The organism is Kribbella antibiotica, assembly GCF_004349055.1.
In the GTDB taxonomy this organism is placed as follows: Bacteria; Actinomycetota; Actinomycetes; order Propionibacteriales; family Kribbellaceae; genus Kribbella; species Kribbella antibiotica.
Genome location: NZ_SMKX01000038.1, coordinates 34,497 through 45,693, shown reverse-complemented (window position 1 = coordinate 45,693; position 11,197 = coordinate 34,497). Strand labels below are relative to the sequence as shown.

At 66.5% G+C, this 11,197-nt stretch carries 11 protein-coding genes; 5 read left to right on the top strand and 6 right to left on the bottom strand.

Translation table 11 applies throughout. From position 1 onward, the window contains the following. Positions 1–3 precede the first annotated feature (3 nt). Positions 4–906, bottom strand: a complete 903-nt coding sequence (locus E1263_RS15875) for an SAM-dependent methyltransferase (RefSeq protein WP_202868902.1) — start codon at positions 904–906, stop codon at positions 4–6. 108 nt (positions 907–1,014) lie between these two features. On the opposite strand from E1263_RS15875, the gene E1263_RS15870 reads away from it, so the two are divergent. The 5 genes from E1263_RS15870 (at position 1,015) to E1263_RS15850 (ending at position 5,406) form a co-directional block, all read left to right on the top strand. Further along, positions 1,015–1,902: a phosphate/phosphite/phosphonate ABC transporter substrate-binding protein gene (locus E1263_RS15870; protein ID WP_132168078.1), complete on the top strand. Its 888-nt coding sequence runs from the start codon at positions 1,015–1,017 to the stop codon at positions 1,900–1,902. Next, on the top strand, positions 1,892–2,647 hold the full coding sequence (gene phnC / locus E1263_RS15865) for a phosphonate ABC transporter ATP-binding protein (RefSeq protein ID WP_202868901.1): 756 nt from the start codon (positions 1,892–1,894) through the stop codon (positions 2,645–2,647). The genes E1263_RS15870 and phnC overlap by 11 nt, the downstream gene beginning before the upstream one ends. Beyond that, complete coding sequence (locus E1263_RS15860) at positions 2,644–4,119, top strand: PhnE/PtxC family ABC transporter permease (protein WP_202868900.1); 1,476 nt, start codon at positions 2,644–2,646, stop codon at positions 4,117–4,119. Before phnC ends, E1263_RS15860 begins: the two co-directional genes overlap by 4 nt. A gap of 137 nt (positions 4,120–4,256) precedes the next feature. Beyond that, positions 4,257–4,844, top strand: coding sequence for a hypothetical protein (locus E1263_RS15855; protein ID WP_132168076.1), 588 nt, complete (start codon positions 4,257–4,259; stop codon positions 4,842–4,844). A gap of 1 nt (position 4,845) precedes the next feature. Next, the gene (locus E1263_RS15850; protein ID WP_132168075.1) at positions 4,846–5,406 is read left to right on the top strand and encodes a fibronectin type III domain-containing protein; all 561 of its coding nucleotides are present in this window, start codon (positions 4,846–4,848) and stop codon (positions 5,404–5,406) included. 28 nt (positions 5,407–5,434) lie between these two features. On the opposite strand, the gene E1263_RS15845 is transcribed toward E1263_RS15850, so the two are convergent. The 5 genes from E1263_RS15845 to E1263_RS15825 form a co-directional block, all read right to left on the bottom strand. Beyond that, positions 5,435–7,198, bottom strand: a complete 1,764-nt coding sequence (locus E1263_RS15845; RefSeq protein ID WP_132168074.1) for a DUF222 domain-containing protein — start codon at positions 7,196–7,198, stop codon at positions 5,435–5,437. Positions 7,199–7,324: 126 nt separating this feature from the next. After that, on the bottom strand, positions 7,325–8,377 hold the full coding sequence (locus E1263_RS15840) for an ABC transporter ATP-binding protein (protein WP_132168073.1): 1,053 nt from the start codon (positions 8,375–8,377) through the stop codon (positions 7,325–7,327). Next, positions 8,374–9,150 (bottom strand): ABC transporter permease, encoded by a 777-nt coding sequence (locus tag E1263_RS15835; RefSeq protein WP_132168072.1) that lies wholly within the window; start codon positions 9,148–9,150, stop codon positions 8,374–8,376. The genes E1263_RS15840 and E1263_RS15835 overlap by 4 nt, the downstream gene beginning before the upstream one ends. Beyond that, positions 9,147–9,998, bottom strand: coding sequence for an ABC transporter permease (locus tag E1263_RS15830; protein ID WP_202868899.1), 852 nt, complete (start codon positions 9,996–9,998; stop codon positions 9,147–9,149). The genes E1263_RS15835 and E1263_RS15830 overlap by 4 nt, the downstream gene beginning before the upstream one ends. After that, positions 9,991–11,124, bottom strand: a complete 1,134-nt coding sequence (locus tag E1263_RS15825) for an extracellular solute-binding protein (protein WP_132168071.1) — start codon at positions 11,122–11,124, stop codon at positions 9,991–9,993. Before E1263_RS15825 ends, E1263_RS15830 begins: the two co-directional genes overlap by 8 nt. Between the last annotated feature and the right edge of the window lie 73 nt (positions 11,125–11,197).

The window sequence follows — 11,197 nt, the reverse complement described above, 5'->3', positions numbered from 1 at the left end:
GGTTCAGACCTTGCGGCCGATGCCGGCGTAGTGGCCGGAGCGGTCGGGGTCGTCGGCGCCGACACCATCGGGCTCGGGGCGCCAGCGGGCGGTGAAGACTACGCCCGGGTCGACCAGCTCGAGGTCTCCGAACAGGGCGGTGACGGCGGCTCGGTCGCGCGGGAACATCGGGGCGGCGGTGCTGGCGAAGAACTCGACCGCGGCGGCCATCTCAGTCTCGAAATTATCGGCCGTGAAATGCGTCAGCGCGAGCTGGCTGCCGGGTGCGAGAGCGGTCAAGTAGCGATTGATCAGAGTGGCTGGTTCGAGGCTTTCCGGAAGGTATTGAACAACGCCGAGGAAAAGCAATCCGACCGGTTGATCGAAATCGATCACCGCATTAGTTTCGGGGTGGTCGAGAACGCTTGCCGGGGTGGTGAGATCGGCCTCCACCACGGCAATCCCATCGGCGCCGGCGAGGAGTTGCCGGCTGTGCTCGACGGCGGTCGGATCGTTGTCGACGTACACCACTCGGGCGGCCGGATCGAGCGCCCTTGCAGTCTCATGAACACTGCCTGCCGTGGGAATCCCGGAGCCGATGTCGAGGAACTGAGTCACCCCCGACTGCACCATCACGCGCACTGCCTTGACCAGGAACTCCCGGTTCAGCAAGGCCATCCGGCGGAACGGCGCAACACTGTTGAGCCGGTCGGCGACGGCGCGGTCGGCCTCGAAATTCTGGGTGCCGCCGAGCATGTAGTCATATATGCGGGCCGAGGTCGGTCTGGTGGTGTCGATCGAACTCACACGAACCTCCGTCAGAAGGGGCGATTGCATTGTTTCCAACAATATCAGGAATGCTCGGTCGTGAATATCGGAAAAGAAATCCGGCGACCGTCGCCGGGCATCGAACCGCCAAGCAGCCATGGAGATCAGGTGAGCGGCGGGTGAATTCGCCGCGCAGGCTGCGGCGGCAGCGGGATCTCAGAGCTACCCTCGGGCTCGGAAGCCGGACCTGGGGGAGTGGTGAGGGTAGTGAGGCGAGCGCGTGCGCTGTTGGCGCTGCTGGTCGCGACGGTGCTGGCCGCCGTGGCCGGGTGTGGTGCGGGGGCCGATCCGGCCGATCCGCCGCGGCTGGTGCTGGGGGTCATTCCGTACGAGAACTCGCAGTCGGTCACCGACGACTGGAAGCCGTTCGTGGCGATGCTCGAGAAGGCGAGCGGGAAGCCGGTCGAGCTCAAGGTGCTCACCGACTACGCGGCCCTGATCGAAGGTCAGCGAGCCGGTGTCATCCAGCTCGCGGTCTACGGATCGCTGTCGTATGTGCTTGCGCACGATACGGGCGCCGGGGTCGAGCCGTTGGGGGTCGAGATCATGCGTAAGGGCGCGAAGCCGGAGTACCGGTCGTATCTGGTCACCAAAGCTGGTTCGCCGATCCGGTCGCTGGGCGATCTGCGCGGCAAACGGGTCTGTTTCGTCGATCCGAACTCGACCTCGGGCTACCTGTATCCGGTGGCGGCATTACTTGCCGAGGGCATCGGTTCGGGCGACTACACCGCTCGGTACGCCGGTGGGCACGACGCGACTGTGCTCGGGGTACGCGACGGGGATTGCGACGCGGGCGCCGTCCAGGATCGGTTGTTCGACGAGGCGCTGCCGAGTGAGGGACGCATTGCCCAGAAGGACTTTCAGAAGATCTGGACGTCGGGGCCGATCGTCAACGGGCCGCTGGCTGTGTCCACGAAGCTGAACCCTGGACTGCGGAAGACGTTGGCCGACGCGGTGATCTCGGAGGGGAACGCTGACGCACTTGGCGTACCGGACGTGGCTGGGGTCTGGGGGTTTGCGCCGGTGTCCGACTCCCTCTACGACTCCGTTCGGGAGGCGTGCGCGGCGACCAAGGTGAAGGTCTGTGGCGGCTGAGTCGCCCGTCGTCAGCCTGCGGGCGGTGACCAAGATGTTCGGATCGGCGCGCGCTCTCGACGAAGTCGAACTCGAGGTACGGCGAGGGGAAGTCGTCGTACTGCTGGGGCGGTCGGGGGCCGGGAAGTCCACGTTGTTGCGGCACGTCGCTGGTCTTCAGCAGGCCACGTCGGGTGGATTGACTGTGCTCGGGACTGAGGTCTCGACTGCTCGAGAGCGTGAGCTTCGGCGGTTGCGGCGTCGGATTGGCTTTGTTTTCCAGGGTTTTCAGCTGGTTGGGCGGTTATCGGCGCTGGAGAACGCCTGCAGCGGGGCGCTCGGGCGGCTGGCCGGTCCACGGTTGGGCCTCGCCACCTATCCGCGAGCTGTCAGGCGGCTGGCGGCTGAGCAATTGGATCGGGTCGGGTTGTCTGCGCAGGCGTATCAGCGGGCCGACACCTTGTCGGGTGGTGAGCAGCAGCGGGTTGCGATCGCTCGGGCGTTGGTTCAGCAACCTCAGATCCTGCTCGCGGATGAGCCGGTGGCTGCGCTCGATCCGTCTTCGGCTACGACCGTACTCGAGTTGCTGCGCGGCATCGCCCGCGAGGAACAGCTGACGGTCATCTGCAGCCTGCATCAGGTCGCACCGGCGTTGTCGTTCGCCACTCGCGTCGTTGGGTTGCGGAGCGGTCGAGTGTTCAGTGATCAGCAGGTGTCCGAGGTTGATGAGGAGACGCTGGCCCGGGTATATGGCGCCGCCGAGTGAGAGCCCGCTTTGCCCTGATTGCCCTTGCGGCGCTCGGGTTCTGGGCGCTTGCTGATCTGACGCTCAAGGCTGGGCCATCACTTGGCGGGATTGGGCAGGCCGGGGGATTCTTGCGGCGGGCCTGGCCGTTGGACTTCCCGCCGCTGGGCGAGATCCTCACGCAGGTGGGCCGGACCATGGCGGTAGTGCTGCTCGCCACCTTGGTGTCGGTGCTGCTTGGGGGTGCGCTGGCGGTTGCAGCCACAGTTGGGCGCCGATTCACCGCCGGGGCCTCGCGGGTTGCGCTCACCGCGGCCCGGGCGCTGCCGGACGTCGTACTGGCGGTGATCTTCATTCGGTTCTTCGGGCTGGGGGCGTTGCCTGCAGTGCTGGCGATGGGGTTGCATTCGGCTGGCATGGTCGGGCGGTTGTATGCGGCCGCGGTTGAACAGGCTGATCGTGGGCCACAGGAGGCGCTGCGGGCTGTCGGGGCTGGCCGGATCCAGACCTTCTGCACGGCGGTCCTTCCGCAGGTCGCGCCGTCGTTTCTCTCGATCGCGTTGTACCGCTTGGATATCAACCTCCGGATCTCCGCGATCCTCGGGTATGTCGGCAGCACGGGGATCGGGACCGAGCTGGCGATGGCCTTCGGGCGGCTCGACTACCAGCGGGGGATGGCGTGGGCCGTCGTCTTGTTCGTGCTGTGTGCGCTGACCGAGATCAGCTCGGGAGCGATCCGTCGGCACGGAATACCTGCGCGGCTGTGCAAGGTCGTGGCGGTCGGTGGTGTGTTGGCCGTCGGCTGGGCGATCGTGGCTAGCGGGGTCCTCGAGGTTGATCTTGCCGGCAACTGGCTAGAGACATTGACTCTCTTCTGGCCGCCGACGACGGCGGGTGCTGAACTGGGGACCGCCTTGCTGACGACTGTCCAGGTCGCGTTGGCGGCGACGGCCCTGGGCGCGCTGGTCGCCGTACCGCTGGGATCAGTGGCTGCTAGCAACGTTGCACCGAATCGCTTCGTGTACTTCGTTTCCCGGGCGGTGGTGTTGATCGTGCGGAGCATTCCCGAGCTCGTTCTCGCCGTACTGTTCCTACTGATCGCCGGTCCCGGCCCAGTCGCGGCCACCCTTGCGTTAGCCGTCGGCGCCTCCGGGCTGCTCGGCAAACTTGTTGCCGACTCCACCGAACAGCTCCCACCGTCGCCTGCCTTGGCGCTGCGGAGTGTGGGGGCATCCCGTCTGCAGACGTTCTTTGGTGCGACCTTCCGGCAAGGCGTCCCGGACCTTGTCAGCAACCTGCTCTACCAACTCGACTCCAACCTGCGCGCCGCCACGTTGTTGGGCATCGTCGGCGGCGGAGGCATCGGCCTCTACCTGCTGCAGGCCATGCGCACCCGCGAGTATGCCGTCGTCACGATGATTCTGCTTCTGCTGTTCGCCGTCGTACTGAGCCTTGAGCTCCTCGCCACCCGGCTGGTCCGCCGGATCCGGTAGTTGCCTGGTCGACCTTGTGTGGAACTTGGGTGCGAAAAGTCCCATGCCAGCCACTAGCTGACGGGTAAGCGGTTGCCCTACGGTGGGCTCGCGTACGCGGACAGTTACCGCCCCCGACTTTCCGATGAGGTATAGCGATGAGAATTCTGCGCACTCTGTGCACTGCCGCCGCTTTGGGCCTGTTGGCGCCGGCTGCGGCCTACGCCCAGGTCGAGCCCGGTGGCTGGACCTCCTATTCGCCGACGTTCTCCGAACAGGAACGCGGCTGCGGTCAGATCGACGGCCTGAACTTCCGGCTGACCTGCTCCACCGGCAGCGGTGACCAGCGGGCCGAGCGCCGGTATGCGACGTACTCGAGTGGGACCCGGCAGTTCGAAGGGTCCTTCCGGATCACGTCGATGACCGGCAGCCGGATCAGCCTCAAGCAGACGTTCAACGAAAGCGGCTCCGGCCCGTTCTTCATGCTGGCCGTGGAGAACGGTGGTCGCCTCTATCGAGTCGGCGGCGACACGATCGCCGGCGGCGCGACGGTTGGAACCACCGTGCGGGTCAACACCGTGCACGTGGTCGGCAGCCAGCACCGCACCTACATCAACGGTTCGCTGAAGCATTCCATGTCGAGCCCCGGCGGCAGCTTCTACGACAAGTTCGGCACCTACCGGACCGACAGCGGCTCCGGTCCCATCCAGGCCACCTGGAGCGGCGTCCAGTTCTGGCGCAAGTGAAATGAAGGTCGTCGGCGCCGTCCTGTGCGCCCTCCTGACGCTGGTCGGCTGCGCCCCCGCCGACCAGCCTCCGGTGCACCAGACGTTCCAGCTCACCGCCAGCCTCGTCACGGATGACGTGACCCTGCGGTGGTCGGGCGCGCCCGTCGACGCCGCCTACTTGATGGTCGAATACGCGACCGAGCCGAACGGCGAGTACACGATCCTGGGTTTCCTGCCTCCGGACAAGCATGAGTTCGAGCACCCCGACTTGATGCCTGAGGCAACCTTCTATTACCGCGTCACGCCGTTGACCGCACCCGAGGGCCGGCCCGCGACCGCCCGTCCAGGCGCCAAGGAGATCCAGCTCACCTGGACCGACTCCGCCTCGGACGAAGACGGATATCTCCTCGAACGCCGCCGTACGGCGCAAGCCACCGACGTCGCCGCCTACCTGGACCCCAACACCACCTCGTTCGACCTCCCGCTCCTGCCGTCGGACAAGCCGGCAACCTATGTCCCCCGGCCCTTCCGCCGCGGTATCCCCAGCCCGGTCACCCACGAGACGATCCCGCCGGAGTAGGCCACCCTCGAACGGAACTCCGGGCCGGCTAGTCCTGGGGTTCGGTGATGATGCGGCGGGTGCCGGTGGGGCCGACGTGGAAGACGAATCCATGGGGTGTCCTCCATTCGAGGGTCTTCTGGTCGATCCGGCGCGCAGTCCATCCGCGCGCATGGGTCTTCACCCGGTGACCGAAGCGGCTCAACGGCGCGAGATTTGACGTGCTCGTCTGACCCGGTGGACCGAGGGGGTCGTAGGGGTCGATGTGGTCTAGGTCGATGGTTCTGCTGGTTTCACGAGTCCCGTATGGGAAGAGTTCGACGGGGTGGGTGAGTTTGATGCGTTCGCGGATGCGGTCGGTGGCCTCGTAGCAGTTGACCGAGATGGCGTCGTTGAGGTCGATGACTGGCTTGACGGTGTAGGGGCCGTAGCCGATCAGTTCGGCGAGTTGGCTGGTGAGCAGCGGCCCGATTCCTTCGACCCGCACCACACCATCACCGCTACCAGCACCAGCGCCTGCGGCGAGGGTGTGGTCGGTCAGGTGGACGTAGATCTCGGTCTTACCCGGGCGTGCAGCTGCACCTGAGGAACGTGGGCGTGCCGCGTTGCCCGCCGCCGTCGCACCGGTGGCGGTGGCGAGGCGGGCATAGGCAGCTTGTTTGATCTGCGCCAGCCGTCTGGCGAGTGCGTGTTGTGCTTCCGGGTCCATGGCGTGGCCGTCGTCGGGTTGACGGCAGGTGGCAGGGTCGAACGGCTCGCCTAGCCGGGTTCCGCGACGGTCAGGGTGGTCGAGAGGATCGGGCAGGTTACTGCTGCCCGGGTGCGGTGCATCGCGGTCTGCCTCGTCATCGACCCCAGGCTCTTCAACACCACAGCCCCCATCCCACTCCTCCACCGCAGAACCCGGAGCAGTCGTGTCCGGGGTGGCCCCCGCGGCTGCAGCGCCCGGGACGGTAGTGCCCGGTGGGGACGTCGGCGGCGCCGGCACGTCTGGCTTGGTGTCGTCGGTGGTGGTGGGCGGAGTGGACATCTGGGGATGACTGCGGGCCTGGTCCAGGAGTTCTTGGGCGAACACCGGGTCGGCGATGATGCCGATCGCATCAGCGCGACGCTCCTGAACTGGGCGGGTGTCGCCGAAGACCTGCTGTGCATCCCCCAGCGCGCCGATCGTGGCGTTGAACCGGCTTGCGGCACCACACGACGTACGGATGTAAATGGTCTTGGTTCCGTGCTCGTCGGAGCGGCCGATGAACACACCACGCTCGCGGACCTTCGCGGCCGCTTCGGCGCGAGCGCCTTCGGGATCGGCATACATCTTGGCTGCCTTGACGATCTTGTCCAGCCGGTACGGGGTGATCGTGTCGATCAGCGTCGCAACCTTGCCATCGACGTACGCGGCAGCCTCCGCGGACAGGTCCACACAATCACGCACAAGCCGGCACGCCTTCCACGGCGTCGCCTCACCGGACAAAACACGCGCCCAGGTGAGCGGGAACCGGTGCCGCAACGCCAACGCGTCACCGATCATCTTGGCTCCGGTCTGGTGCGAGACGCCGTGCACGACCGCATACTCGGCAATCGCGAACTCAGCCATCGGCGGGCAACCCTCACCGCCCAGAACCACCGTGCCTTCACGGCCTTCGATGGAACGTAGCCCGGGCCGTGGAGTGCAGGCGTCGGGATGGAAACGGTCCGCATAGACCTGGGCATGTTCGAGGGCACGCACCTCGGCCCGGTTGGCCGACGCGCGCTGCTCGACGGACGACTCCAGCAAGTCGGTCGTCGAGAGCGAGGTCAGATCATCATCGAACATGCGTTCTACTGTAAGCAATCACAAACAGCAGATCAAATCGACCGAAGCCTCACATTCCTTATCCACAAGGGGAAACATCACACCAGAACCGAGATCGAAACCGTGTATACGCGGCTGACGCTGAGGCTAGTCAGCGGCCTTGGTGAGGACCGGCTCCTCGGCGTACGTGACGTGGACGCGGCCACCTTCAGCAAAGGAGGCCGCCTGCACGCTGGGGAGATCGGCTGTGATGGGGGTGCCGTCGTCCAGCCGTCCTATAACTCGAGTGACCGGACCGCGGAAGCTGATCGTGGTGATGGTCGTATTCCCGTTGGGATCGTCGGTCAGCCGAACGGCCTCGGGGCGGATCAGAACCGTGACGGCACCCGAACCGGGCACGCTCAGCGGGAGCCGGCTGCCGCTCACGGTGACCGTGGCGCCGTCGGCGATCCCGGGGACGTGGTTCATCGAGCCGATGAACTCAGCAACGAACGGGGTCGCCGGGCGGGAGTAGATCTCGGCCGGTGAGCCACATTGTTCGAGGCGGCCGTTGCTCATCACCGCGATCCGGTCGGACATGCTCAGCGCCTCCTCTTGGTCGTGGGTGACGAAGACCGTGGTGATGCCGAGGCGGCGTTGCAGGGTGCGGATCTCGTCGCGGAGCTGGATGCGGACCTTGGCGTCCAGTGCGGACAGTGGTTCGTCGAGCAGCAGCACCTTGGGCTCCACGGCCAAGGCGCGGGCGAGCGCCACGCGTTGCTGCTGGCCGCCGGACAGCTCGGACGGATACCGATCCGCATGGTGATCGAGCGACACCAACTCCAGCAGTTCGATGGCGCGACGACGCCGTACGGCGGGTTTGACGCCGCGCAGCCGCAGTCCGAACGCGACGTTGTCGGCCGCGCTCAGATGCGGGAACAGACTGTAGGACTGGAACACCATGCTCATGTCACGCTTGTTGGCCGGCGTCCGGGTGATGTCCTTGCCGCCGACAACGACCGTGCCGCTGTCGGTCTGCTCGAGACCGGCGATGATCCGGAGCGCAGTTGTCTTGCCGCAGCCAGATGGTCCGAGCAGGCTGATCAGCTCGCCAGACGCGATCTCGAGATCGAGCCCGTCGACGGCCCGGACGGCGCCGTAGCTGCGGGTGATCCCGGTCAGACTGATACTTGCAGCCTTCTCATTAATTAACACAGTCATCGGGACCTCCGCGGAGTTCGGGAGCGACGGCGGCTGAGCACCGACATCACGAGGAGCAGCACCCAGGACACGATCAGGATCAGCATCGAGGCGGCGGTCGCGACCGCGCCGTTCGACTGACCGGCCGAGACCGTCCAGACCGGCAGGGTGTCCATCAGGAGCAGACTGGCGAGCGTGAACTCGCCGAGGGCGAGCGCGGCCGCCAGAATCGAGACGTTCAGGATCGCGGTGCGCAGGTTCGGTACGACGACCCGCAGCAGCGCGGTTGCCCAGCCGCCGCCCAGCGTCCGGGAGGCCTCGACCAGGGCGACCACGGGGATGGCCGACAGCCCCGCATCGAGGGCGCGATACGTGAACGGCAGACTCAGTACGACGTACTCCAGGCAGAGGATGACCGGCGTACCGTTCAGCCACGGCGGTGCACCCTGGAACGCAACAAACACGCCGTTGGCCAGTACGACGGCGGGAATCGCGAGCGGAAGCACGCAGATCGCCTCCATCGTCCGGCGGAACTGCGGCATCCGGAGATGGATCAGGGTCACCGTCGGGACCATGATCAGCAGCGTCAGCGCAACGGTGCCGAGGGCAAGCTTCAGCGAGGTCAGCAGGTTGGTGACGAAACCGTCCTGCTGGAAGAGCGTCTTCCACACCTCGAGGCTGTGGGTGTCCCCGACATCACGCAGGCTGAACTCGATCGCGGCGGCCAGCGGCAGCAGGAAGTACAGCCCGACCAGCGCCAGGAAGACTCCGCCGAAGACCTTGCGGCGCGTCATCGCAGCCACCTCGTGGTCTTGCGCTGAGCCCAGCCGTAGCCGCCCATCGCCAGCGCGACCAGGACGATCGCGCCGAGGCCGAGCGCCTTACCGACGTTCTCCTGGCCGGCAGCGACGTTCCCGGACATGACCTGACCGATCTGGATCGGGACCAGCGGAATCGACCCGCTGGTCAGCGCCGCGGCCGTCGCATAAGAAGCGAAGCTGTTGGCGAAGAGCAGCAGCAGCGCACCGGCGAACGGCGGGAAGAGTAGCGGTCCACCTACCAGTCGCCAGTACTGCCAGCGGCTCGAACCGAGGCTGCGAGCCGCCTCGACCCACTGCGGCCGCAGGCCTTCCAGCGCAGGCAGAATCACCAGCACCATCAGGGGAATCTGGAAGTACAGGTAGACGACAACCAGCCCGCTCAGATCGAACAGGTGCAGGCTGAAGCTACTGATGTCGACACCGTTGGTGCTCAGCCAGCGAGTCACCATGCCGACCGGCCCGAACGCCGCGATGAACGCGAACGCAAGCGGTACGCCACCAAAGTTCGCCAGTACGCCGGACGCCGTCGACACGACCTGTCGCAGTGGACCCTCCTCGGGTGCCGCCGCGATCACGAACGCCACCGCGAGCCCGACGACCGCCGAGATGACCGCACTGATCAGGGACAACTCGGTGCTGACCACGAACGCATCGCCGTACACGCCGGTGAATGCGGCGTGCAGGTTCTCCAGCGTCCAGCCGTCAGGTCCCCGGAACGCACCAACCGCCAGTACGACGGTCGGTGCGCCCAGGAAGATCGCGACGTACAGGAGGAACGGCGACAGCCCGGCCAGGTCGGCCCAGCGCCGCCGGTCAGCCAACGGACTTGGCCCAGTTCTGGGTCAGCGTGGTCTTGGCCTTGTCGACCTGCTCCTGGGTCGGGAACTCGACGGTGCCCTCGACCTTCGGCAGTGCGGCCGCGGCGGTCTTGTCGATCGTGCCGGCCTTGGTCATCGCGTCGAGCCGGACCGGACGGGCCGAGCCCTGCAGGAACAGATTCTGGCCCTCGTCGGAGAACAGCCACTCCTGCCACAGGCGGGCCGCCGCCGGGTGCGGGGCGTTCGCGTTGATGGCCTGGTTGTAGTAGGTCGCGTACTTGCTGTCCGACGGCAACGCGATCTTCCAGTCGACCTTGCCCTTGAGCTCGTTCGCGGCCGACAGGTTCGTGTAGTCCCAGTCGATCACGATCGGCGTCTGGCCGGACTGGATGGTGGCCGGGCTGGCGGCGACCGGCAGGAAGTTGCCGGATTTCTTCAGCTTGCCGAAGAACTCGATGCCGGGGGCAATGTCATCGAGGCTGCCACCGGCGGCCAGCGACGCGGCCTGGACGCCGGCGAAGGCCGCGCCCGCCTTGTTCGGGTCGCCGTTCAGAGCGACCTTGCCCTTGTACTCCGGCTTGGTCAGATCGGCGAACGACGTCGGCGCCGGGCTCACCTTGGCCGCGTCGTACCCGATCGAGATCAGGCCGCCGTAGTCCTGGACGTACTTGCCGTCGCTCTCCTTCTGGCCGTCCGGGATATCGGCCCAGGTCGCCACCTTGTACGGCGCGAGCAGGCCGTCCTTGGCCGCCTGGATCGCGAAGGCGCCGCCGATGTCCAGTACGTCGGGAGCGCGGTCCTGGCCCTTGAGCTGCTTGACCGCGGTGATCTCGTCCTGGCTGGACCCCTCCGGGTTCGCCTCGACGACCTTGATCCCGTACTTCGCCTTGAACTTGTCGATCGAGGCGCCGTAGTTGGCCCAGTTGCGGGGTAGCGCGATGACGTTGAGCTGGCCCTCGGCTTTCGCGGCCGCCACCAGCGCGTCCATCCCACCGGCAGCCTCGGCCGAGGCCGCGCTCGCCGCGGCGGACGGCTTCTTTGCGTCGGCGTCGGCGGACGCTCCGCAGGCAGTGGCGCTCAGAGCGAGCGCGATTGCGCCTGCGACGAGCAGGGTCGGACGTGAACGCATGGATCCTCCACCGAACGAGATCGGCCCGGCCGGTCGCCGTGCCTTCCCGGAGAGTCGGGAACCAAGCGGTCGC

What these genes read in the sequence shown, in the direction of transcription:
- E1263_RS15875 (WP_202868902.1), bottom strand. Translation starts at nt 906, where the DNA reads ATGGCTGCTTGGCGGTTCGATGCCCGGCGACGGTCGCCGGATTTCTTT.
- E1263_RS15855 (WP_132168076.1), top strand. Translation starts at nt 4,257, where the DNA reads ATGAGAATTCTGCGCACTCTGTGCACTGCCGCCGCTTTGGGCCTGTTG.
- E1263_RS15850 (WP_132168075.1), top strand. Translation starts at nt 4,846, where the DNA reads ATGAAGGTCGTCGGCGCCGTCCTGTGCGCCCTCCTGACGCTGGTCGGC.
- E1263_RS15845 (WP_132168074.1), bottom strand. Translation starts at nt 7,198, where the DNA reads ATGTTCGATGATGATCTGACCTCGCTCTCGACGACCGACTTGCTGGAG.
- E1263_RS15840 (WP_132168073.1), bottom strand. Translation starts at nt 8,377, where the DNA reads ATGACTGTGTTAATTAATGAGAAGGCTGCAAGTATCAGTCTGACCGGG.
- E1263_RS15835 (WP_132168072.1), bottom strand. Translation starts at nt 9,150, where the DNA reads ATGACGCGCCGCAAGGTCTTCGGCGGAGTCTTCCTGGCGCTGGTCGGG.
- E1263_RS15825 (WP_132168071.1), bottom strand. Translation starts at nt 11,124, where the DNA reads ATGCGTTCACGTCCGACCCTGCTCGTCGCAGGCGCAATCGCGCTCGCT.